Consider the following 21166-nt stretch of genomic DNA (forward strand, 5'->3'; position numbering starts at 1 on the left):
TGTTCTGAGGACTTTTAGTTCGTGTCGATACAGGCCGCAATGTCGGTCTCCGGGGCAACAGCACAAAGGATCGGAAAGCGGATTTCGAAACCAGGTTTATGGTGCTACCGTGCCGCCCATGAACGCCAAGTCCCTACCAAGAATTTCCAACTCCAAAGCCCGCCGACTGTTCCTGCACAAGCACGGACTTCTGGCACCTCCAAAAGGAAGCGGCAAGGGCGACGACCTTTGTGATGTTTTCGACCAGCTCGGCTTCGTACAGGTGGACAGCATCAACACGGTTGCGCGCGCGCACCACATGATCCTCGCCGCGCGGCGGCCTGCCTACAAGGAAAAGAACCTGAAGCTCCACCTGGAGCGGGACCGCCTTGTCTTCGAACACTGGACCCACGATGCATCGATCATTCCGACGAAATTCTTCTCGCATTGGCAATTGCGATTTGCCCGCGACCGGGAACGGCTGATCAAACGGTGGCGCAACTGGCACCAGAACGAATTCGAACAGAAGCTTGACGATGTCCTGAAGCGGGTCAGCAACCACGGACCCGTCACGTCCGCGAGCGTTGGCGAGGACGAGAACCGCAGTTCGGGCGGCTGGTGGGAATGGCACCCCTCCAAGACCGCGCTGGAGTTCCTGTGGCGCACCGGCGAGCTATCCGTCTGCCGGCGCACCGGTTTCCAGAAAGTCTATGACCTGACGGAGCGCGTGATCCCGGACACACACAGGACCACGAGCCACGATACGCAGGAGACGATCGACTGGGCAGCAAGGTCGGCGCTTTCACGGCTCGGGTTTGCAACATCTGGAGAAATCGCCGCTTTCTGGGATCTGATTTCTCCTCAAGAAGCGAAGACCTGGTGCCAGGACAAGCTGGCGGACGGGTCTCTCCTTGAAGCCGAGATAGAATGCGCGCGCGGCGACTACCGGCGTGTTTTCCTCTTTCCTGAAACGCTTGCCGGGTTGGATGATCTGCCCGAGCCCCCATCGCGGGTGCGTATCCTTTCTCCCTTCGACCCTGCCCTGCGCGACCGCAAGCGCGCGGAACGTCTTTTCGACTTTTCCTACCGGATCGAAATCTTTGTCCCCGAGCCCAAGCGCCAGTACGGATACTATGTTTTTCCGGTGATGGAAGGTGACCGGCTCATCGGACGGATCGACATGAAGGCACAGAGGGACAATGAGCGGCTGCAGGTTCGCGCCTACTGGCCCGAACCGGGCGTTCGCGCCAGCAAGGGGCGCCTTTCCAAACTGGAAGCCGAGCTTCAGAGGGTGGCCCGGTTCAGCGGCTGTTCGGACGTCGGCTTCGACCCGGATTGGCTCAGACATTCCAATCCGGCTCCGTGAGCCTCAGCACTGCAGGCAGCCGGGGTTCGGCTGCCTGCGTGATTGACCACATGTAAGTTACGCGCTGACACTCTCTTTCAGATGTGCCATAGCGCGCGTTCTCACGTCATCGAAACCCTGATCGATGACAAGTTTCCCGTTCCGGTAGACGACCTGCAACATGTCCGTTCGTGTCCCGAGATCTTCGCGCCTCACGGCTGTCAGCCTGCCGCTTGTCTCGACCACGGCCTGACGGCCTGCCTTTGAAGCCTTGGCAGGATCTGTCGCCGGGCTTTTCGACACATCTTGCCAGGTGCCGTCTGCGACCTTCAGGGCATTGGCCTTCATCGCAAAGCGCATCGTGTCACGATTGACCTGCTGGAGAAGACCACCGCCCATCCCGAAGGCAATGTTGTCGAGAGACCAGTTTTCATCGACCAGTCTGCCGACAAGCGCCTCTATCGTCGCCAACGTCATGCCATCGCCCTGGATGACGCGCACGGCCGGGTTCAGGACTCTCGCGCCCTTGCCGTTGACCGCACCGCCGAAACCTTCCCAAAGCGTTTCAAGAACACGGATGGGTGTGGCGACAGGATCGCCTGAATCCGGTCGGATGACGACCGTCGCACCTGAGCGCAGCACTTCGTCTTTCAACGCATCGCACCAGATCTCGCCGACGGCCCGGTCAAGGTCATAACTGTCCGAGACAACCGCCACCAGACTGTCCTTTTCGGCAAACTGCCCAAGCATGTTCGCATAGGCCGCCTGTTCGCGGTCAGGCCCCCAGCTTGTTATCGTCGAGTGTTCGGCTGCGGGAATGGAGAAGCCCGCAACATCGGCACCGTAGAAGGTCATCGCGGCCTGAAGACTTTCCAGCGTGTCCGTTCCGGCAAAATTGACCAGATGGGCCATGCCGCCAAGGGCCGCGCTCTCCGCCGACGACACGCCACGGGCTCCGAAGTCATGCAGCTTGAAGGGGATTTGCGTTTCGGGATCGTCCGACGTTTTCAAGAGGCCGCGGTAGATCGCTTCTTTTGCCTTGAAGGAGAGCGTTGCCACCGTAGACGGATACCAGACGGATCTGAGCAGGGCGGTTTCCACCCAGGTCGTAAGCCAGGGCATGCGCTCGTCCGTGTTTTCCACCTGCACAAGGGGAACGCCGCTCGGTGCCAGGGTTCCTTCCGGCAGGGCCCTGATTTCCAGCGGAAACAGTCCGCCGTGGTCGTTCAGAATGGCCAGCCAGCCGGCCTCGTTGAAAGGCACGCCATGGCTCGTACAAATGCGCCGGGCCTGCTCGACATCAGACGCCGTGATCGGTTTGAGCAAGGTGTTCTTCAGGTAAGCCTGAAGGCCGAAGAAAAGAACGCTCTCAGAAAAGGGATTGCTGCGCGCTTCCACATAGGCGGAGACGACGCGCGCGTCCGGCGGGTATTGCTTGAAGTGCGACTGCTTGTAGCTGTCCGTCGCCAAAAGTGGGTTTGTCATTGTGAACTCCTCACGTGACAGAATGTGTTTCCTGCAGGACTCCCCTGCGGGAGGTTCAGAGATCGGCCATCACGTCGATGATCGACCAGTGATCTTCAAAGAACTGTTCGGGGCGGAGATCGCCCAACCGGTGCCAGCTGGCGGAGCGGGCATCGTCACCACCGGTCACCGAGAAAAGCTCCCGGCGCTCGGGCAGACGGAACAGGAATGCATGGGTGATGATCCGTCCCCGCAGGGACCTGTCCGGATGATCGAAGACCCTGGTTTTCGATCCGTCGATGAACGAGGCCAGCATTGCCGGCGGTATCGCGCCCTTGTGGTCGCTGATCGCGGTCTCTTCCTTGAGTTCGCGGATTGCCGCGTCCCGGATGCTTTCGCGCGGATCCAGGAACCCGCCGGGCAGAGCCAGAAGTCCCTCGCCCGGTGCCTGGCCGCGCTCGACAAGGAGAATGTTGCCGGACTGGATGACAACCGCATCAACGGTCACAAAGGGCCCCCGGCCCCACTCTTTCGGATAGGCTTCCAGGTATTCGGCTTCTTCCAGAAGCCCGCGAAAAACCGGCGAAAGCGAAAACGCCTCCAGCCATTCGGCCACCTCGTCCGACAACACGGAGTGGGAAATCTGCGGGATACGCTGAAACAGTTGCTTGCGCACATCCGTCGATGAAAAGGTGCCGTACTGGCTATCGAGCTGTATGTTGCCCCATTCGGGAAACAGCTTCAGATAATAGCTCGTGCGGTCCTTTCCGTAGCCGGCAAGTGCAATGCTGATATCCTTCAGGCCATGCAGGACAACACCGGATCTGTTGTAATCGTCCAGGACGATTTCATTCACGGTTCGCTGCACCTCGGCGCACCAGGCCGCATCCGAATAGGGATGATCGGCGACCGGCGCCAGGATGAGCCGTCCCGTTGCGATCTCGTGTTTGAAGACCTTCGCGAACATGTCTTCGCGTTCGGCATGGGTGAAAGGATTGCGCGGATCCCTGGCCTGTCTGGCGGACCCGATCAGGACGATCAGTTTGTCGACCTTCTCAAGGGCTGCACGCACCACCGTTTCGTGACCTGCATGAAGCGGCTGAAAACGGCCGACAAAAACGCCGTAGTCGTATCTGGACATTCGAGACTCCCTCGAACTGATGTTGTTTGAGCCGAACTCCTCGGCTGCCATTTATATAATACTCATTTTGAGCATAATCAATCGACAAAACAAGAAAAATGTCTCAACCGGCTGTGTTGGTAAACAGAGCCCGAATGAAGTCCGGGGTCGCGCACCCATTGCAGGGCCGCCGCGCATCTTGGCGAGGTCATCCGTCAGACGTCAACGGATCCCCTCACCCAAATGCGCGCACACTTCTGCGTGACGGAGCCGAGATCCGCATTTTCAGGCTGGTGCGCCAGGTGCCGATCCATTATATTCAAATTTGCGAAATTATGAATGTAAGGATTTGAAAATGACTGTTGAACGCGCAATTCTTCTTGTGGTCGGAACCCTTATTGTCGCTTCCGTGCTGCTGGCGGTTTATGTCAATCTCAACTGGCTGTGGCTCACCGGCGTCCTCGGGGCCCATCTCGTGCAGGCTTCATTCACAGGCCTGTGCCCGGTCGTGATGATCCTGAAAAAACTCGGCCTGCCGCAGAAGTCGGGTTTCGCGTAAGCGGCCTGCCCGGTTTCACCGTCACCTGCGCAATGACCTGTGTTCCGGGGTTTGTGCTGTCGCTTGAGCGGATTGACGAACAACTGGAAGCGTCGTCATTCCGGACAAGCGCAGTGCCAGCTGCGCGCCGATCCGGAAACCAGATGTATTTCGCGCCACAGGCGCGTCTTTTGACCGCCGTGGCGTTTCTCGTGTTCGCTTCGCTCACAAATATGTCTGGATTCCAGATCGGCGTTCGTCTTCGCCTCACTGGTCTGGAATGACGGCGGTCGGGGGAACGGAAGGCGAAAGATTTGCGTGACATCAACGCACCCTGGCTCTCCGGCCGTGGATATGCGCGTCGCTTGTATTGGGTGACGAACAACTGGAAGCGTCGTCATTCCGGACAAGCGCAGTGCCAGCTGCGCGCCGATCCGGAAACCAGATGTATTTCGCGCCACAGGCGCGTCTTTTGACCGCCGTGGCGTTTCTCGTGTTCGCTTCGCTCACAAATATGTCTGGATTCCAGATCGGCGTTCGTCTTCGCTTCACTGGTCTGGAATGACGGTCTCCTGAACCCGTCCGTGAGCCCACACGTAAAACGAGAAGGCCACAGCTTCACGGCATTGCATCATCCGCGCAAAGACAGGGACCGCTGTCACGTCCAGCTGAGAACCACCTTTCCGGCTTCGCCGGATTTCATGGCGGCAAAGCCTGCTTCGAAGTCGTCGACGCCAAAGCGGTGCGTGATCACGTTTCGGACATCGAGACCGTTCTGAAGCATGGCGATCATCTTGTACCAGGTCTCGAAGATCTCGCGGCCGTAAACGCCCTTGATCGTGATTGCCTTGAAGACGATCCGCGACCAGTCGACGGGCGACTTGCCGGGCGGAATGCCGAGCAGCGCGATGCGGCCGCCCATGACAAGGTTTTCAACCATCTGGTCCAGCGCCAACTGGCTGCCGGACATTTCCAGTCCGACGTCGAAGCCCTCGCGCATGCCCAGCTTCTGCTCGATGCCCTTGAGATCCTGCTTTGCGACATTCACCGGCACCACATCTGTAACCTTTGCGGCCAGATCGAGCCGTTGCTGGTTGATGTCGGTGATGACGACATTGCGCGCGCCGACGTGACGCGCAACGGCGGCGGCCATGATCCCGATGGGGCCGGCACCCGTGACCAGAACATCCTCGCCCACAAGATCAAAACTCAGAGCCGTGTGAACGGCGTTGCCGAGCGGGTCGAGGATCGCACCAATTTCGTCGTCGACCTCGTCCGGCAGCGGCACCACGTTAAAAGCGGGCAGACGCAGATACTCGGCAAATGCACCTTGTTCATTGACGCCAATCCCACGTGTCTCGGGATCAAGATGAAACTTGCCGGCCCGCGACTGACGGGATTGCTTGCCGATCAGATGGCCTTCGCCGGAACAGCGTTGACCAATTTCAAACTCCGTGACGTTTTTCCCGAGTTCAACAATCTCTCCGGCAAATTCATGACCCGTTATCATCGGGACCGGAACTGTTCTCGCCGCCCAGTCATCCCAGTTCCAGATATGAATATCCGTTCCGCAAATGCCGGTCTTGCGGACCCTGATCAACACATCGTCGGGTCCGATCTCCGGCACCGGCGCCCGGGTCATCCACAAGCCTTCGCGCGGCTCAAGCTTGGCGAGCGCCTTCATCTGGTTGCTGCTCATGACAGAACCCCGGTCGCCTTGCCCGCCCTTTCAAAGGCTGACAGAGCCCGGTCGAGCTGCTCATGCGTCAGTGCGGCATTCATCTGGGTGCGGATGCGCGCCTGACCGCGCGGCACGACGGGGAAGAAAAACCCGGCGACGTAGACGCCTTCCTCGAACAGTTTCGACGCCATTTCCTGCGCCAGTTTCGCGTCGCCCAGCATGACCGGTATGATCGGGTGCTCACCGGCGAGAAGCTCGAAGCCGAGCGCTTCAAGGCCGGAGCGCCAGTAATCTGCGTTGTCGAACAGGTGACGCCTCAGATCGTCCCCCTCCTCAACAAGGCGGATCGCCTCAAGCCCGCTCATGACAACGGCGGGCGGCAGAGAATTGGAGAAAAGATAGGGGCGCGCGCGCTGGCGAAGCAGGTCAATCACGGGCTGCGGTCCGGCGATGTAGCCGCCGATGCCGCCGCCCAATGCCTTGCCGAGCGTTCCCGTCAGGATGTCGACATCGACACCAAAATGCGCCGGCGTCCCCTCACCCTTCGGTCCCATGAAGCCGGTGGCGTGGCAGTCATCGACCATGACAATGGCATCGTACTGCCTTGCCAGCTCCGTGATCCCGGGCAGCTTCGCAAGATATCCGTCCATGGAAAAGACGCCGTCGGTGGCGATCATGACATGACGGGCCCCGTTGGCGCGCGCTTCCTTCAGCTTGTCTTCAAGATCCGTCATATCGGAATTCGCGTAGCGATACCGCTTGGCCTTGCAGAGCCGGATGCCGTCAATGATCGAGGCATGATTGAGCGCGTCCGATATGATCGCGTCCTCCGGACTGAGCAGCGGTTCGAACAAGCCGCCATTGGCGTCGAAACAGGCGGCGAACAGGATGGAGTCGTCCTTGCCCAGAAACTGCGCCAGGCGCTGCTCCAGCTCGCGGTGAATGTCCTGTGTCCCGCAGATGAAACGGACGGAAGCCATGCCGTAGCCTCTCGGCTCCAGCGCCCTTCGCGCCGCCTCCTCAAGCGCGGGATGATTGGCAAGCCCGAGATAATTGTTGGCGCAAAGATTGATGACCTCGCGCCCGTTCACCTCGATCACACCACCCTGGGGCGACGAAATCTCGCGTTCTTTCTTGTAAAGGCCCTCGGCCTCGATCTCTTCCAGGATATCAGCAATGTGGGACAGGAAGGCGTTGCTCACGGCGAAGCTCCGAGTAGGTGAACATTTCATCCACTATATCGGAATTTCTCGGCGACAGAAAGGTCTTCATCTAATATAGCGGATTTTTGTCCAACCCCGAAGAATTCTAGAACTTCACCACCATGAGGATCGCGCGTGCCGGGCCATCGACGGCCTCGATCGCGTGCGGGACGTCGGCTGCGTAGCGGGCGGTGTCGCCGGTTTCGATTGCCCCCTTGGCAACGCCGGATGTCACCGCAAGCCTGCCTTCCTGAACGATCAGCTGTTCGCGGGTCCCGCGCGCATGCGGTTTGCTGTCGAGCTTGCCACCATCCTTGAAGATGAGTTCGTAGACCTCCAGCCTGCCCGCATCCTGCGGGGCGGAGAGGATGCGGATCTTGCAGCCGTCGCCGGCCCGGTCCAGTGCCGGTGTCTGATGTTCATGCAGGATCTCCACCCTGTCTTCGGCGACTTCCTCTCCCAGGAGGCCGGCAAAATCGACATTCAGCGCCCGGGTCAGATTGAGCAGCGTTGCGACCGTCGGGTTCGACTCGCCGCGCTCGATCTGGCTGACCATCGATCTTGACACGCCGGAGATCTTTTCGACCGCTTCCAGCGAAAGGCCCTGTGCGCGGCGCGCCTGTTTCAGGCGTTCTGGAAGCCGGGAGAGAATATCAGAATCTGTCATGACGGAAATAAAGTCAGTTTCGTGTGCCTTTGCAATTGCTCTTTTGCGCCATGTGCCTGCGAAACGAAGCGTTTTCCGGCCACTTGCCCCATGCCCATGACCCATCGTCGTTTCCAAAGTGCATCCTGTCGCAAACGGAACAGATGCTGCACTGCGCTCTCACATAGCGTTCCGGGCACTGTCAGCGGCCCGTCCCGCCTGACCAGATTCAGTTTTCAAGGACACGCCGCGGAGAAAAACCAATGGCTAGCGATATCGAAATTGCCCGTGCAGCCAGCATGAAACCGATCCAGGAGATCGGTGAGCGCCTCAACATTCCGGACGAGGCCCTCCTGCCCTACGGCCGGACGAAAGCCAAGGTCTCGGCCGACTATATCAACGGACTGGGAGAGCGCGAGAACGGCAAACTGATCCTCGTCACCGCGATCAACCCGACACCAGCCGGCGAAGGCAAGACCACGACGACGGTCGGTCTCGGCGATGGCCTCAACAAGATCGGCAAGAACGCCATGATCTGCCTGCGCGAGCCGTCGCTTGGCCCCTGCTTCGGCATGAAAGGCGGCGCGGCAGGCGGCGGCTATGCCCAGGTCGTTCCGATGGAAGACATCAACCTGCACTTCACCGGCGATTTTCACGCCATCACATCCGCGCACAATCTCCTCTCCGCCCTCATCGAGAACCACATCTACTGGGGCAACGAGCTTGGCATCGACCAGCGCCGCGTGACCTGGCGCCGTGTCCTCGACATGAACGACCGCGCCCTGCGCTCGATCGTCTGTTCGCTCGGCGGCGTCGCCAACGGTTTCCCGCGCGAAGGCGGTTTCGACATCACGGTTGCCTCGGAGATCATGGCGATCCTGTGCCTTGCCACCGACCTGGAAGACCTGCAGAAGCGCCTCGGCGACATCATCGTCGCCTATCGCCGTGACCGGACGCCGATTTATGCCCGCGACATCGAAGCCGATGGCGCCATGACGGTTCTTCTGAAGGAAGCGCTTCAGCCGAACCTCGTACAGACGCTGGAAAACAACCCGGCCTTCATTCACGGCGGTCCGTTCGCCAACATTGCCCACGGCTGCAACTCCGTCGTTGCCACCCAGACCGCGCTCAAGCTTGCCGACTACGTCGTCACCGAAGCCGGTTTCGGCGCGGATCTCGGCGCCGAGAAGTTCTTCGACATCAAGTGCCGCAAGGCCGGTCTGTCCCCGGATGCGGTTGTCATCGTCGCGACCATCAAGGCGCTGAAAATGAATGGCGGCATCGCCAAGGACGACCTTGGCACGGAAAATGTCGATGCGGTCGTCAAGGGCTGCGCCAACCTTGGCCGGCACATAGAGAACGTCAAGCAATTCGGCGTGCCCGCCGTTGTCGCGATCAACCACTTCACGGCAGATACCGAAGCCGAAGTCCAGGCGGTCAAGGACTACTGCGCGGAGCTCGGCGTCGACGCGATCCTGGCAACCCACTGGGCGAACGGGTCCGCCGGCACGGAAGAACTGGCCAAGCGCGTGTCCGAGCTCGCCGAAAGCGGCGCTGCGCAGTTCGCGCCGCTCTACGAGGACAGCCTGTCTCTGTTCGAGAAGATCGAGACCATTGCCAAGCGGATCTACCGGGCTGATGAAGTGCTCGCCGACAAGTCCGTGCGCGACCAGCTCAAGCGCTGGGAAGCCGACGGCTTCGGCGACCTGCCCGTCTGCATGGCCAAGACGCAGTATTCCTTCTCCACCGACCCGCAGTTGCGCGGTGCACCGACCGGCCACAGCCTCCCGGTCCGCGAAGTGCGCCTGTCGGCGGGCGCCGGTTTCATCGTCGCGATCTGCGGCGAGATCATGACCATGCCCGGCCTGCCGCGCGTGCCGTCGGCAAATCACATCCGTCTGGACGATAACGGCCAGATCGAAGGTCTGTTCTGATCCGTCCGGACCGGAACAGCTAACTCGGGCGGGTCAAGCGACCCGCCCTTTTCTTTGCAATGGGAAGCCGGTCTTCAACAGACGTTCATGATTGCCCGGATCTGCCGCGTGAAACCGAGCGCGGAAAAACTGACAACGACCTTGGATCCGAATTCGGTGTCATATATGACCTCAAAGCCGTTCGCCCGCTTCATTTCACCGATAAGGCTCGAGTAAGTCTCGTCATAGTTTCTTGCTCTCAAACCGTTTTTTCCGACCAGGATGGTCCGCCCGAAGGCTTGCGTGAACAGATAGGTGCGTCTGCCGACACGCAACTCCGCGATTGAGTCAGGTTTCCAGTTCCTGAGACGGATGGCGAGGTTCACGGCATTGCGTTTCCAGCCCGGCATGCGCCGCAACGCGACACCTGCCGGTGTCGCACTTCCTGTAAAACCGTCCTCGTGAATGGAAAAGGTGGATATCTCACAAACCGCTTCGGTCCGGCTCTTCCACAGACCCCAGTCCTGCGAGCGCGGATGTTCTTCAGAATCAAAGAACAGCGTCTGCGGGCGCTGCAGGTCGCGCGCGACACGCAGCGGGATTGTTTTTGCCTTTTCGAAAAGCTCGGGCGTTATGTAACCGTGCTCGGCAAGACCCAACCTGTCCTGAAGGCGCTTTACGATGGTCGAGGTTGATGCTTTTTCATCCGTGTCATATTCCTGCTGGCCCAAGGCCCGGAAGAACCCAAGCACGGCGGACGGTTTCGCCGTCTTTAAAAATTCGGCCTGCTGCTCGCTCGGCAGCAGTGGCGCTTCGAGAAAAAGAAGTCTTTCGGCCTGTTCAGAAGTCAGGAAACCCGTCGGCGGAAAGCCGTTCTGCTCCTGGTAGGCTCGAACCACTTTTATCAGATTGGTCCGATACGAAAAATCCGTACTCATGACGGGCGACTGCGCCAGCCCGAGGTGAAACAGAGAGCGGTAAATTTTTTTCTTGTCGTCCAGTGAGTATCCCAGCTCATCCCATTCGCTTCGTTCAGGCGACGTTTTTTTCGCAGCGACTTTGGCCTGTTGTTCCTTTCGCTTAATGTTTCTTTGTTCTTGGGGTGTCGGTGTCCCTGGATCGCGCAAAAGCTCGGCGATTTGTGCAGGCGTCAGGTAGCCTGTCGGGTTGGCCGCAATGTAGGCTTGATATTTCTGGATGTGCTTTACCAGACGCGGATGCGTTAAATCGGTATTGACCGCCTCGTGCACGAAAAAGCCCCTGTTGTAGAGGGCGCGGTAAATCAACCGAAGATCATGCTCGGAATAAGCGGCATACCGCCATGACATCACCGGATTTGACCACTTTTTGGTTGCCTTCGTGCTTTTAGTGGTCGGGGCGCCGATCTTGTGTGCCAGAAGCAGATCCACCTGAGCCTTTGTGAGATACCCCGTTGTCGGCAATCCGGACGCATGCTGGTAGCTGCGCACCGCACGGATCAGGTTTTCGCTCAGATTGAAGTCGGCAATCGGGATCGACCCCTCGACATGTCCCAGATCAAGCAAGGCGCGGTACAGGTGTTTCTGTTGCTCATCCGGTACCGAAAGTGCCACCCATTGCTGCTTCGGTGACGGCAGCAACCAGCCGTAGAGGATGCCGTCCACCTCCCTGCTCGTCAGGTAGCCCGACTGTTCGGTGCCAATGCTGCCTTGGAACCGCCGTACGGCGGCCTTGTTGTCGCGTCCTGCAAGACTGTCGGACAATCTGTCGCCGGTCAGCATCCCCTGGTCTTGGAGAATGTCAAAGACGTCCTTCTTGTCTGACTCGGCGAAACCGGCCGCAATCCATTTGTTCAGCGGAAACAGCATCATGTCCGGATCGCAGGTCCGATGTTCCCAAAGATAGGACTTTCCCGCGTCTGCCTGCAAACTCCTGACCTGCTTCCGGGTGAGGTAACCCGTGGCCTCTTCCCCAATCCCCTTTTGAAATTCGGTCACGCCTGCGATGACATATTCGTCCGAGAGAAAGTCGGGGAATGCCGTGCGTCTGGTCGTGTGACCGCGCGCAAAAAGCGCTCGATAAACCACGCGCTGATCCTGACAGCTCAAGTTCTGCGTCTCAAAAGCGAGCCTGGCCTTCTGCACAGGATCCTGAGCTTCAGGATTAGACCGCGTCGCAGCTCCGCGCAGCGCTTCGATCTGGTCCTTGGTCAAAAACCCTGTCGCCACGGCTCCGATGGTCCGTTGAAACTCAGTCACTGCCAGGATCGTGCTTTTCCGCAGGAGGAAATCCGGAATATCCAGATCTTCGCTCGCATATCCAAGTGCCTTAAGCGCCCGGTAAACTTCCTGTTTTTCCTCCAGATCCAACCTGAAACCGGAAAAGGTCCGCCGCGCGCGGGCCACCTCTTCCCTTTGCGCATTGATGGCCTCGGCTTGCCCAGGTTCCGGACTTTGCGTGCCCGCTTGTTCCTGCGATGCGGCCTGGGTCGCGATGGCAGCAAGGCCGAGAAACGAAACGAAGAACAACGGCAAAGATTTCATCGGCATTCAATATTCCATTTTCACGACAGTGAACTCATACAACTTCTAATTTACGCCGAAAACTGAATCAACAAAACACGTGCAGGCGTTGCCTGGACAGAAAGCAGACGCGCCGGTTGCCTCTTTGCCTTAAGGATCCCGGAGAGCCCCATGCAGATCCAACAGGCGAGACATCAAAGGCCCAAACGGATGGCTATCTCAGCTTCACGGACTGGAATGCGAACAGCAGCCGCTCAAGCGGCCCGCCCTTTTCTTTGTGACCGCCGGTTTACCGGCACTGTCGCGTAAGCGACTTGCCGTGTCGCATTGAAGATATCGGCAAATCAGCCTTCAGGCATAAGGTTTTTCACTAAGTTATAGTCACTTGCGCCCTGTTGGAGCTGCCCATGTCCGATGAAGAAGATATCGATCTCGCGTCTCTTTCCGACGACGAACTTGTCGAACAGATGCATGACGACCTTTACGACGGTCTGCAGGAAGAGATCGTGGAAGCCGTGAACATCCTGCTGGAACGCGGATGGGTCCCCTACGATATCCTGACAAAAGCGCTGGTCGAAGGCATGCGCATCGTCGGGATTGATTTCCGTGACGGCATTCTGTTCGTGCCCGAAGTTCTCCTGTCGGCCAATGCGATGAAGGCCGGGATGGGCATCCTGCGTCCGCTGCTCGCGGAAACCGGAGCCCCCAAGGTCGGCAAGATGGTCATCGGCACCGTCAAGGGCGACATTCACGACATCGGCAAGAACCTCGTGTCCATGATGATGGAAGGCGCGGGCTTCGAGGTGATCGACATCGGCATCAACAACCCGGTCGAGAACTACCTTGCAGCACTTGAAGAGCACCAGCCCGAGATCCTCGGCATGTCCGCTCTCCTGACGACGACCATGCCCTACATGAAGGTCGTGATCGACGAGATGAAGGCCAAGGGCATTCGCGACGACTACATCGTTCTCGTTGGCGGCGCACCGCTCAACGAAGAGTTCGGTGAAGCGGTCGGAGCGGATGGCTACTGCCGCGACGCGGCCGTTGCCGTGGAAATGGCGAAAGACCTGATCGCCCGCCGCCACAACCAGCTCGCCGCCAAAGGCTGAGACGGTGTTTGAAGGGGCTGCCGGCATGCAGGTAGGCGAGCCGCTTTTCCCGATCAAGGATGACGAGGACGCGAACGACAAGATCGGTCGCGTCCTTATTATTGCCTGCGGCGCCCTCGCGCGTGAGATCATCGCCGTCCGCGACCTGAACGGCCTCGATCACATCGATCTCACTTGCCTGCCGGCACAGCTTCACAACACGCCCGACAAGATCCCGGACGAAGTCCGGCGCACGATCCTGCTGCATCGGGACGCCTATTCGGAAATCCTGATCGGTTATGGCGATTGCGGGACCGGCGGCCTGCTCGACAAGGTGCTGGAGGAAACGGGCGCAAAGCGGATCGAAGGCGCCCATTGTTACGCCTTCTTTTCCGGCCTGGACGAATTCGACAAGCTGGCGGAAGAGGAACTGGGGACTTTCTATCTCACGGACTTTCTCGCGCGCCATTTCCAGACAATGGTCATCGAGCCGCTCGGCCTGGACTGGCACCCGCACCTGCGAGACATGTATTTCGCCCATTACAAGCGCCTGGTCTATCTCGCGCAGACCGACAATCCGGACCTCGAGGAGGCTGCCCGAGATGCTGCTGAACGGCTGGAGCTGAACTTCGAGATCCGGCGGACCGGCTACGGTCTTCTCGCCGGCTTTCTGGGCGCGGAGGCCGAGCGTTGACCCGCGATCCGCACAGGTCGGATTTCCACGCTCATATGCCGCTATCAGGCGACCTGAATCGCATAGCATCCGGCAAACATGCTCTCGGAGGAAGATGAGCAGATGGCGCAGAAAATTATCGTTTTTTGGCGGGATATCCCGGCACAGATCCTGGTGAAGAAAGGCCGCAAGTCCGCACGCCGCGAACTGCCAGCCGTTTTCATGGAAGCGATCGACGCCTGCGCCATGCGGATCGGAGCAAAGGACAGCGAGGCCTACATGGCCGAGTGGCGCCGCACCGACCCTGTCGAAGTCTCTGACGATCTTGAAACAGAAGCGGAAACGGCCCTGAGCGAGCTGCTCGCCGCTTATCCCAAAGACAGACTGAAAACCCTGCTCGCAAGTGGAGGCACGGAACATGACTGAACAGCGCTTATTGGCCACCGGGCGCTTTGCCGCCTCCACCGAAATGTCGCCGAAGCAGGTGGTTGAGAAGACCGAACTGCTGGCGAATATTCCGGCCGGCACACAGGTTTATGTCACCGATCTCGGCAATGCGTCGGAGGACACGATCGTTGACGCCGTGCGCACGCTCACGGACAACAAGCTGATCGCGGTTCCGCACATGGCGGCACGCCGCTACCCTTCGCGCGACGCCTTCGAGCGCCGGATCACACGCCTTGTCAACGAAGGTGGCGCAACCGAAGTGCTGGCGATTGCGGGTGAAGCCGAAACCGCCGGCCCCCTCACCTCTTCGGTCGCGCTTCTCGAAACCGGCCTGTTCGACAAGCTTGGTATCCGCAAGATCGCCGTTGCCGGCCACCCTGAAGGTGCTCCCGACATTGCGCCGGACGTGATCCATTCCTTCCTCATGCGCAAGCACGAACTGGCCGCAGAGAGCGATGCCGAATTCCGTATCGTGACCCAGTTCGGCTTCGATCCGCACCGCGTCAGCCTGTGGCTGGACGAGTTGCGTGAGTGGGGCAACGTCTTTCCGGTTCACATCGGTGTTGCAGGTCCGGCCAAGATGACGACGCTCCTGAAATACGCCGCCTTTGCCGGCGTGGAAAATTCGCTGAAGTTCCTCAAGAAGCGCGGTGGCGCCGTGGTCTCGATGCTTGCCGGATACGACCCGGACACCATGGTCGAACCTTTGGAAGCGCGCGTCACGAGCCAGCCCGACACGCAGCTTGCCCAAATCCATGTTTATCCCTTTGGCGGCATCCAGAAGACCGCCGACTGGCTGCATGGCCGCGGGAGCTGGTCCTTTCAATCCTCATCATCCATGACTGCCAACGAGAGCGCCTAAATGACACGCACAGTCGTCGCATCCGCCACCAAGGAAATCGTGATCGGTTTCGATCAACCGTTCTGTGTCATCGGCGAACGGATCAATCCGACCGGACGCAAGAAACTTGCGGCAGAAATGGTCGCAGGCAATTTTGAAACCGTGAAGTCGGATGCCCTGGCACAGGTGGCCGCTGGCGCAACGATGCTCGACGTCAACGCCGGTGTGACGGCGGTCAACCCGAACGAGACCGAGCCACCGCTTCTGGTCAAAACTCTTGAAATTGTTCAAGAACTTACGGACATTCCCTTATCAATCGATTCATCGGTAACCGAAGCCATCAAAGCCGGGCTCGAAGTGACCAAGGGCCGGCCACTGGTGAACTCCGTCACCGGCGAGGAAGAAAAGCTCGAAGCGATCCTGCCGCTGATCAAGAAGTACGACGTGCCGGTCGTTGCCATCTCCAATGACGAGACCGGCATTTCGGAAGATCCGGACGTCCGTTTTGCCGTTGCCAAGAAGATCGTCGAGCGCGCGGCCGACTTCGGCATCCCGTCGCACGATATCGTTGTCGATCCGCTGGTCATGCCGATCGGGGCCATGGGCACGGCCGGGCTGCAGGTGTTCAAGCTCGTTCGCCGCCTGCGCGACGAGCTGAAGGTCAACACGACCTGCGGTCTGTCCAACGTCTCGTTCGGTCTGCCGCATCGCCACGGCATCAATGCCGGCTTCATTCCCATGGTCATCGGCGCCGGCATGACCTCGGCCATCATGAACCCGTGCCGTCCGCAGGAAATGGAAGCGGTGCGCGCGGCGAACGTGCTGAACGGAACCGACCCGAACTGCCAGGAATGGATCATGACCTATCGCGACCACCAGCCGGCGGCGGCCGGTGCAGCGTCCGCGCCCGCGGAAGCTGCCGGCGGATCAGGCGGACGGCGAAGGGGTGGCCGCGCTGCACGGAGGTCTGCGGGATAAGGTTTTGCTTGCTGCCGCCGTTTCGAACCGAGTGGTTGCAGACGAAAATCCCGATAGAATACTCTCCACTCAATCCCCTCCCCACAAGCGGGAGGGTTTTGTGCGTCGAGAGGTCGGATTGAATGTCGCCAAGGCAGACCTCGCTATTGGACGCCGGCTGTGATCGGAGAAAAAGGAAGGGCACTCTTCCCGAATTGGGAAGGGTTCTGGTTGGGTGTAACACCCTGCTATGCAAACGGGGCTGATGGAAGCGAAGCGAAAGCATGAACGAACACGCCAAACTTGCCAAAGTCGTTTTCCAGCCGAGCGGACGGCGGGGGACATTTCCCGTCGGCACACCGCTGCTCGATGCGGCGCGGTCACTCGGTGTCTATGTCGAGTCCGTCTGTGGCGGGCGCGGGATCTGCGGGCGCTGTCAGATCTCGGTTTCGGAAGGAACCTTCGCCAAGGAAAACCTGACCAGTTCGGCTGACAATCTTGAAGGTGCCACGGAAGCAGAGACCCGGTACGCGACCCTGCGCAGCCTTGCCTCCGACCGGCGGCTTTCCTGCCAGGCGAAAATTCTCGGCGATCTGGTGGTGGATGTGCCGACCGATGCCCAGACCAACCGCCAAGTGGTGAGAAAGCGCGCGGAAGCCAAGCATATCGATGCCGACAGCGCAGTCTCGCTGATTACCGTTTCCATCGCCGAGCCGGACATGGAAACGCCGCGCGGAGATATCGACAGGCTGCGCGAAGCGCTCGCCGCCGACGCCGGCCTGACCGACCTTGCGGTCGATCCGATCCTCCTGCCCTCGGTTCAGACGATCCTGCGCCAAGGCAAATGGACCGTGACCGCCGCCATTTATGCCGATGAGGCTCTGCAGCCGACGGTGACAGCCCTTTGGCCCGGCGAAAAGAAAGCCGTCTACGGCCTTGCCGTGGATATCGGGTCAACCACGATCGCGGCACATCTGTGCAATCTGAAGAACGGCCGGACCGTCTCCTCGGCGGGCACGTCCAACCCGCAGATCCGTTTCGGCGAAGACCTGATGTCGCGGGTGTCCTACGTTCAGATGAACCCGTCGAAGCTGCCGGACCTGACAAAGGCCGTGCGCGAAGCGATCAATGCGCTGGTCGGCAAGCTTGTCGGAGATGTCGGTGCGCAAAGGTCCGACGTTCTGGATGCGACCTTTGTTGGCAACCCGGTGATGCATCACCTTTTCCTCGGGATCGACCCGGTCGAACTCGGCGGTGCGCCGTTCGCGCTGGCCGCCTCCGACGCCATGGTGCTAACGGCGCGCGACCTGTCGCTGGAGCTCAATCCCGGTGCCCGCGTCTACATGCTGCCGTGTATTGCCGGTCATGTCGGTGCTGATGCGGCGGCGGCCACGCTTTCGGAAAGCCCCTACAGCCACGACGAGATCACCCTGCTCGTGGATGTCGGAACGAATGCGGAAATCGTTCTGGGCAACAAGGACCGGCTGCTGGCTGCCTCCTCGCCGACCGGGCCGGCCTTTGAAGGCGCCGAAATCTCTTCGGGCCAGCGTGCTGCGCCGGGCGCGATCGAGCGCATCCGGATCGACAAGGAAACCCTGGAGCCCCGCTTCAAGGTGATCGGCGTTGACGAGTGGTCCGACGAAGAGGGGTTTGCGGAAAAGATCGACAGCGTCGGCGTGACCGGTATCTGCGGATCGGGGATCATCGAAGCCGTCGCGGAAATGTATCTGGCAGGGCTCATCACCGAAGACGGGGTTATCGACGGTGCGCTTGCCGTGCGCACCCAGCGTGTTCAGGCCCAGGGTCGGACCTTTTCCTATCTCATCGCGGACGAGGACGTGGAGATCTCGATCCTGCAGACCGATATCCGTGCGATCCAGCTCGCCAAGGGCGCGCTTTATGCCGGGGTCAAGCTTCTCCAGGACAAGCTCGGCACCTATGCGCTCGACCGGATCCGCCTTGCGGGCGCGTTCGGCAGCTACATCGACCCGCAATATGCCATGGTGCTCGGCCTCATTCCCGACTGTCCGCTCGACGGTGTCACGGGTGTCGGCAATGCTGCCGGAACCGGTGCGCGCATGGCGCTGCTGAACCGGGGCTACCGGCGCGAGATCGAACAGACCGTGCGCGACATTGAAAAGATCGAGACGGCGCTGGAACCGAAGTTCCAAGAGCATTTCGTCAATGCCATGGCCCTGCCCAACAAGGTCGATCCCTTCCCGCACCTGCGCGCCGCAGTCGACCTGCCCGAGCGCAAGGCACCCGCCGCGGACGAGACGGGAGGCGGTGAACGCCGCCGCAGGCGCCGACGCGGTTAAACCCGAGCCTGTTGGCGCAGTAAGATCCGCGGATAGATTAGACGTCCGCGTCAGGGATCCAGAAAGAACTGCTCGCGCAGCTGGTCCCAGATCTTCTCGCCGATCATGCAGTCATAGGGTTCTTCGAATGAGAATTGCACAGGCTGGATCACGGGTCTTTCTGGCTGAAATCCGCCGATTTCCAGGGTCAGCTTGCGGCGCACCGCATCGGGAAACTGGGCCCAGTCGGTGACCGGTATGACGAAACTCGCCGGCCCGCCCGTCACGCATTTGCGGTAATAGACATCCAGATCCGGAATGTTGAACTGCGAGCCCGGCCCGCCTGTCGTCATCAGCGGCAGGCCGTTGATCGTGATCCCCTTTTCCAACGCGGCATCGCGCGCGATCGTTACTGCCCTGCCGTGGTTGTTCGGGCCGTCGCCGGAAATGTCTATGACATGCCGGTCCGCCTGAAACGGGACTTCCTCCAGCAATTCGGCGGCATGGATGATCGCGCCGGATATGGAGGTGCGTCGCTGGCTGAAGGACCTATCCTCCAGAACCTGGTCGGAGAAGGCCTGTGCGTCGGCCGCCTCGTCGATCAAGGTCCAGTCCACGATCACGCGCAGATGATTGTCGTTGGCCCATTCGAACATCATCAGCGCGATCCTGCCGCGCGCACCGAGCTCGATGGCCCTGATCACTTCTGGGCTGGCGATGGCCGCCGCATAGCCGCGTCGCTGCAGCTCCAGTTCTTCCTGGGACATTGAGCGTGAGACATCGATGGCGAGGACAAGGGCAACATCCACGCTTTCCTGGGCTTTGACCTGCGACTGGAGACCCGCCCCCAAAAGGGCGGCGAACAACATGAAGGGTGTGAGTGCCGCTCTCCACATGGCTTCATCCTACCTGAAAACCGGGTGCTTGGCAGCGGTGTACTTTCGACCTTGGATAAAGGCTGCGTGAAACAATCGGCCCGGAGGCACTTTTCAGCTATCGCGCGCCTGCCGCGTTCCGCTATAACAAGCGCCAAACAAACGATGCAGGAAACGGTCCATGTCTGAAACCGCCGCAAACGACCACGCCGAAAAGCCGATGCTCGGCACACTGCTCCACGAAGGCGTCTACCGGATCGTCATGCAGCGGCCGGACCGCATGAATTCACTCTCAACGGAGATGATGGCAGCTCTATCTGCGGAACTGGACGCGGCCGCCCAAGACCCAGCTGTGCGGGTGATCCTGCTGGGCGCAGAAGGCAAGGTTTTCTGCGCCGGACACGATCTGAAGGAAATGACCGCCGCCCGCGCGGAAGCCGATGGAGGCAAGGCAACCTATGAGCGGATCATGGCGCAGTGTTCCGACCTGATGCAGCAGATCGTCCGCCTGCCGAAACCGGTCATTGCGGTCGTGACCGGCGTTGCCACGGCTGCCGGTTGCCAGCTGGTTGCCTCCTGCGATCTCGCCATTGCAACGGATACCGCGACCTTCTGCACGCCGGGCGTCAACATCGGTCTCTTCTGTTCCACCCCCATGGTGGCGCTTTCGCGCAATGTCGCCCCGAAACATGCCATGGAAATGCTGCTTACCGGGGAGAGCATTGACGCTTCGACGGCCAAGGAATTCGGACTGATCAACAGGATCGTCCCGCGTGACTATCTGGATCAGGTTGTTCAGAAATACGCCGAGACCATTGCCTCCAAGTCACTGAAAACGCTCAAGATCGGCAAGGAAGCCTTCTATCGCCAGCTCGAAATGCCGCTGTCTGAAGCCTATGATTTCGCGGCGCAGACCATGGTGGAAAACATGCTGGCGAACGACGCCGAAGAAGGCATTTCCGCGTTCCTGCAAAAACGCAAACCCGACTGGACGGACAGCTGAGTACTGCGACAGGCAAAGGTTTTCCTTAAATGAACCACGACAGTTATTCCGATACCTACATCAAGGGCATCCTTGATGAGGTCAAAACCGTTGCGATGATCGGCGCGTCGGCGAACACTGTGCGCCCGTCCTATTTCGTCCTGAAATACCTGCTTTCAAAAGGCTATGACGTCTGGCCGATCAATCCGGGTCAGGCGGGCAAGGACATCCTGGGGCAGACTGTCTATGCCTCGCTTGACGATGTTCCGGATGTCCCGGACATGATCGATATCTTCCGCAATTCGGAAGCCGCCGGGCAGATCGTCGAGCAGGTGCTTCAAAGCGGCAAGTTGCCCAAGGTCATCTGGATGCAGTTGACGGTCCGCCACGACGAGGCGGCGAAGCGCGCAGAGGCTGCCGGGATCAAGGTTGTCATGGACCGGTGCCCAAAGATCGAATACGGACGGCTTTCCGGCGAGATCGGCTGGGCCGGGGTCAATTCCAAAACGATTTCCGCCAGGCGCCCGACACTCAAATCGGGGTTCCAGCACCGCGGACTGACCGGCAAGAGCGAAAGCTGACGCTGCCGGTTGAGCGGAAAAGACGCTGCGGCA

At 59.8% G+C, this 21166-nt stretch carries 18 protein-coding genes; 11 read left to right on the plus strand and 7 right to left on the minus strand.

All coding sequences use genetic code 11. The features are described from left to right. The first annotated feature begins 118 nt into the window (after positions 1-118). Positions 119-1345, plus strand: coding sequence for a winged helix-turn-helix domain-containing protein (locus tag RBB49_RS22420; RefSeq protein WP_306145130.1), 1227 nt, complete (start codon positions 119-121; stop codon positions 1343-1345). A gap of 57 nt (positions 1346-1402) precedes the next feature. Here the strand turns inward: RBB49_RS22420 and RBB49_RS22425 are convergent, their stop codons facing one another. Then, positions 1403-2809, minus strand: a complete 1407-nt coding sequence (locus RBB49_RS22425) for a nicotinate phosphoribosyltransferase (protein WP_306145131.1) — start codon at positions 2807-2809, stop codon at positions 1403-1405. A gap of 55 nt (positions 2810-2864) precedes the next feature. Beyond that, positions 2865-3929 carry a bifunctional nicotinamide-nucleotide adenylyltransferase/Nudix hydroxylase gene (locus RBB49_RS22430; RefSeq protein WP_306145132.1) on the minus strand — a complete coding sequence of 355 codons (1065 nt, stop codon included), beginning with the start codon at positions 3927-3929 and terminating at the stop codon, positions 2865-2867. Between the two features lie 334 nt (positions 3930-4263). Between RBB49_RS22430 and RBB49_RS22435 the strand changes: the two genes are divergently transcribed. Next, positions 4264-4467 (plus strand): DUF2892 domain-containing protein, encoded by a 204-nt coding sequence (locus RBB49_RS22435; RefSeq protein WP_306145133.1) that lies wholly within the window; start codon positions 4264-4266, stop codon positions 4465-4467. A 637-nt stretch (positions 4468-5104) separates the two neighbouring features. Here RBB49_RS22435 and tdh read toward each other — a convergent pair. The 3 genes from tdh to RBB49_RS22450 all read right to left on the minus strand — a co-directional run bounded on the left by tdh (position 5105) and on the right by RBB49_RS22450 (position 7996). After that, positions 5105-6145 carry an L-threonine 3-dehydrogenase gene (tdh, locus tag RBB49_RS22440; RefSeq protein WP_306145134.1) on the minus strand — a complete coding sequence of 347 codons (1041 nt, stop codon included), beginning with the start codon at positions 6143-6145 and terminating at the stop codon, positions 5105-5107. Then, on the minus strand, positions 6142-7329 hold the full coding sequence (locus tag RBB49_RS22445) for a glycine C-acetyltransferase (protein ID WP_306145135.1): 1188 nt from the start codon (positions 7327-7329) through the stop codon (positions 6142-6144). Before RBB49_RS22445 ends, tdh begins: the two co-directional genes overlap by 4 nt. A 106-nt stretch (positions 7330-7435) precedes the next feature. Beyond that, positions 7436-7996 carry a helix-turn-helix domain-containing protein gene (locus RBB49_RS22450; RefSeq protein ID WP_306145136.1) on the minus strand — a complete coding sequence of 187 codons (561 nt, stop codon included), beginning with the start codon at positions 7994-7996 and terminating at the stop codon, positions 7436-7438. A gap of 242 nt (positions 7997-8238) precedes the next feature. Between RBB49_RS22450 and RBB49_RS22455 the strand changes: the two genes are divergently transcribed. Continuing rightward, positions 8239-9909, plus strand: a complete 1671-nt coding sequence (locus tag RBB49_RS22455; protein WP_306145137.1) for a formate--tetrahydrofolate ligase — start codon at positions 8239-8241, stop codon at positions 9907-9909. 74 nt (positions 9910-9983) lie between these two features. Here the strand turns inward: RBB49_RS22455 and RBB49_RS22460 are convergent, their stop codons facing one another. Beyond that, positions 9984-12416, minus strand: a complete 2433-nt coding sequence (locus RBB49_RS22460; protein ID WP_306145138.1) for a hypothetical protein — start codon at positions 12414-12416, stop codon at positions 9984-9986. 380 nt (positions 12417-12796) lie between these two features. Between RBB49_RS22460 and RBB49_RS22465 the strand changes: the two genes are divergently transcribed. The 6 genes from RBB49_RS22465 to RBB49_RS22490 all read left to right on the plus strand — a co-directional run bounded on the left by RBB49_RS22465 (position 12797) and on the right by RBB49_RS22490 (position 18716). After that, on the plus strand, positions 12797-13501 hold the full coding sequence (locus RBB49_RS22465; protein ID WP_306145139.1) for a B12-binding domain-containing protein: 705 nt from the start codon (positions 12797-12799) through the stop codon (positions 13499-13501). A 25-nt stretch (positions 13502-13526) separates the two neighbouring features. Continuing rightward, entirely contained in the window at positions 13527-14174 is a 648-nt protein-coding gene (locus tag RBB49_RS22470; protein WP_306145140.1) for a DUF1638 domain-containing protein, read from the plus strand. 102 nt (positions 14175-14276) lie between these two features. Further along, positions 14277-14579 (plus strand): virulence factor, encoded by a 303-nt coding sequence (locus RBB49_RS22475; protein WP_306145141.1) that lies wholly within the window; start codon positions 14277-14279, stop codon positions 14577-14579. Then, on the plus strand, positions 14572-15462 hold the full coding sequence (locus tag RBB49_RS22480; RefSeq protein ID WP_306145142.1) for a methylenetetrahydrofolate reductase: 891 nt from the start codon (positions 14572-14574) through the stop codon (positions 15460-15462). The genes RBB49_RS22475 and RBB49_RS22480 overlap by 8 nt, the downstream gene beginning before the upstream one ends. Then, on the plus strand, positions 15463-16419 hold the full coding sequence (locus RBB49_RS22485; RefSeq protein ID WP_306145143.1) for a methyltetrahydrofolate cobalamin methyltransferase: 957 nt from the start codon (positions 15463-15465) through the stop codon (positions 16417-16419). It begins immediately after the preceding gene. A gap of 263 nt (positions 16420-16682) precedes the next feature. Next, positions 16683-18716, plus strand: coding sequence for an ASKHA domain-containing protein (locus RBB49_RS22490; RefSeq protein WP_306145144.1), 2034 nt, complete (start codon positions 16683-16685; stop codon positions 18714-18716). A gap of 50 nt (positions 18717-18766) precedes the next feature. Here RBB49_RS22490 and RBB49_RS22495 read toward each other — a convergent pair whose 3' ends face one another. Further along, a complete protein-coding gene (locus RBB49_RS22495) occupies positions 18767-19591 on the minus strand; it encodes a DUF1194 domain-containing protein (protein WP_306145145.1) in 825 nt (274 codons plus the stop codon). A gap of 160 nt (positions 19592-19751) precedes the next feature. On the opposite strand from RBB49_RS22495, the gene RBB49_RS22500 reads away from it, so the two are divergent. Continuing rightward, positions 19752-20573 carry an enoyl-CoA hydratase gene (locus tag RBB49_RS22500; protein ID WP_306145146.1) on the plus strand — a complete coding sequence of 274 codons (822 nt, stop codon included), beginning with the start codon at positions 19752-19754 and terminating at the stop codon, positions 20571-20573. A 29-nt stretch (positions 20574-20602) separates the two neighbouring features. Next, on the plus strand, positions 20603-21133 hold the full coding sequence (locus RBB49_RS22505) for a CoA-binding protein (protein ID WP_306145147.1): 531 nt from the start codon (positions 20603-20605) through the stop codon (positions 21131-21133). Positions 21134-21166: the final 33 nt, after the last annotated feature.

The sequence above is a fragment of the Roseibium sp. MMSF_3412 genome (assembly GCF_030733265.1).
In the GTDB taxonomy this organism is placed as follows: domain Bacteria; phylum Pseudomonadota; class Alphaproteobacteria; order Rhizobiales; family Stappiaceae; genus Roseibium.

Excerpts from the sequence above, each read along its gene's own strand:
- RBB49_RS22450 (WP_306145136.1), bottom strand. The coding sequence starts at position 7,996 with ATGACAGATTCTGATATTCTCTCCCGGCTTCCAGAACGCCTGAAACAG.
- RBB49_RS22465 (WP_306145139.1), top strand. The coding sequence starts at position 12,797 with ATGTCCGATGAAGAAGATATCGATCTCGCGTCTCTTTCCGACGACGAA.
- RBB49_RS22435 (WP_306145133.1), top strand. The coding sequence starts at position 4,264 with ATGACTGTTGAACGCGCAATTCTTCTTGTGGTCGGAACCCTTATTGTC.
- RBB49_RS22485 (WP_306145143.1), top strand. The coding sequence starts at position 15,463 with ATGACACGCACAGTCGTCGCATCCGCCACCAAGGAAATCGTGATCGGT.
- RBB49_RS22455 (WP_306145137.1), top strand. The coding sequence starts at position 8,239 with ATGGCTAGCGATATCGAAATTGCCCGTGCAGCCAGCATGAAACCGATC.
- RBB49_RS22480 (WP_306145142.1), top strand. The coding sequence starts at position 14,572 with ATGACTGAACAGCGCTTATTGGCCACCGGGCGCTTTGCCGCCTCCACC.
- RBB49_RS22490 (WP_306145144.1), top strand. The coding sequence starts at position 16,683 with ATGAACGAACACGCCAAACTTGCCAAAGTCGTTTTCCAGCCGAGCGGA.
- RBB49_RS22460 (WP_306145138.1), bottom strand. The coding sequence starts at position 12,416 with ATGCCGATGAAATCTTTGCCGTTGTTCTTCGTTTCGTTTCTCGGCCTT.
- RBB49_RS22430 (WP_306145132.1), bottom strand. The coding sequence starts at position 3,929 with ATGTCCAGATACGACTACGGCGTTTTTGTCGGCCGTTTTCAGCCGCTT.
- RBB49_RS22470 (WP_306145140.1), top strand. The coding sequence starts at position 13,527 with ATGCAGGTAGGCGAGCCGCTTTTCCCGATCAAGGATGACGAGGACGCG.
- RBB49_RS22420 (WP_306145130.1), top strand. The coding sequence starts at position 119 with ATGAACGCCAAGTCCCTACCAAGAATTTCCAACTCCAAAGCCCGCCGA.
- tdh (WP_306145134.1), bottom strand. The coding sequence starts at position 6,145 with ATGAGCAGCAACCAGATGAAGGCGCTCGCCAAGCTTGAGCCGCGCGAA.
- RBB49_RS22425 (WP_306145131.1), bottom strand. The coding sequence starts at position 2,809 with ATGACAAACCCACTTTTGGCGACGGACAGCTACAAGCAGTCGCACTTC.
- RBB49_RS22500 (WP_306145146.1), top strand. The coding sequence starts at position 19,752 with ATGTCTGAAACCGCCGCAAACGACCACGCCGAAAAGCCGATGCTCGGC.
- RBB49_RS22505 (WP_306145147.1), top strand. The coding sequence starts at position 20,603 with ATGAACCACGACAGTTATTCCGATACCTACATCAAGGGCATCCTTGAT.
- RBB49_RS22475 (WP_306145141.1), top strand. The coding sequence starts at position 14,277 with ATGGCGCAGAAAATTATCGTTTTTTGGCGGGATATCCCGGCACAGATC.
- RBB49_RS22495 (WP_306145145.1), bottom strand. The coding sequence starts at position 19,591 with ATGTGGAGAGCGGCACTCACACCCTTCATGTTGTTCGCCGCCCTTTTG.